At 63.5% G+C, this 1,149-nt stretch carries 1 protein-coding gene; it reads right to left on the bottom strand.

Going from position 1 to position 1,149, the window contains the following annotated elements:
* Positions 1-150: 150 nt before the first annotated feature.
* A partial coding sequence (locus CXY82_RS00005) for a DDE-type integrase/transposase/recombinase (protein WP_233199073.1) occupies positions 151-1,149 on the bottom strand: 999 nt, incomplete at its 5' end.

Raw genomic sequence — 1,149 nt, 5'->3', positions numbered from 1 at the left:
GAAACCTAGACAGGAAGCGGCGTGCGGCCGTTAAGGCGCTCCGAAACACCCACGGATAGAGCAGGGGAGCCGAGATTTTGGGGAAAAAGCGGGTTTACGGGCTGTTTGGAATGGTTGCGCGCGATGTCAAGCTGAATGGAGTCACTGGGGTTAGTTTGTGGCGGTTTCATCGAGGAGATGATTGATCCCGACGATGCCGGCTGGTGCGGGTGTTGTTGGTCGTGTGCGGAATCGTTCCGGGTGCTTCTGGTGGTAGTCCTGCAGGGCATGGTCACGGATGCCGTGGGCGTGCCGCCAGGAGCCGTCGTGGACTTGCTGGGGTGAGAACAAGGCGATGCCGGAGTGTCTGTGGGTCGTGTTGTACCAGGGCACGTAGTCGGGCAGGTGGTTGCGGGCGTCCTCGAGACTCTCGAATGTTCCGGGGTAGTTGGGCCGGTATTTCATCGTGCGGAACTCGGACTCGGAGAATGGGTTGTCGTTGGAAACGTAGGGCCGGTTGTGGGTTTTGGTGACGTTGTGCTCTGCGAGGAGCTCGGCCAAAGCGCCCGATCGCATCGCCGGGCCGGAGTCCGCGTGCACGAATCGTGGGATGCCGTGTTCGCGGAACGCGGTCTGGAACATCTCCACGGCGAGGTAGTCACTCTCGCGTTCCTCGACCCGCCAGCCGACGACCTTGCGGGAGTAGATGTCGATGATCGAGTAGGCCTTGAACGCTTTCCCACGCCACGGAGAGCGCAGATCGGTGATGTCCCAACTCCATACCTGTCCGGGTCCGGTCGCGGTTAGCACCGGTTTTTCGCGCGGCGTGCGGGACCCGCGTCCCGTGGGCACCAGGGGGCGGGCGCTCTGGTCTTCGATGTCGGCTGCGATACGCCACCATGACCGACGGCCGGCGAGCATCACCCCCGCATCCCAGGTGGACGCGAACGTGTGATCGACCGAATGCCCGACTGCCCACCCTGCGGTGATCTTCTTAGCGATCGTCGTCCGATCGGTCGTGGGGATGCGTGAAAGGTACGCGCGATCTTTCTGCGCGACCGGCTCGGGCATCCGTGGCCGGGGCGTGCTCCGGTACTGCCAGGTTGAGCGCGCGACACCGGCGATAGCCAATGCGCGACGTTGCGAGCCCGTGGTGCGCGTCAGCTCAGC

It is taken from the genome of Cryobacterium sp. M23, assembly GCF_002929655.1.
Classification (GTDB): domain Bacteria; phylum Actinomycetota; class Actinomycetes; order Actinomycetales; family Microbacteriaceae; genus Cryobacterium; species Cryobacterium sandaracinum.
This window is presented reverse-complemented; position numbering and strand designations above follow the sequence as displayed.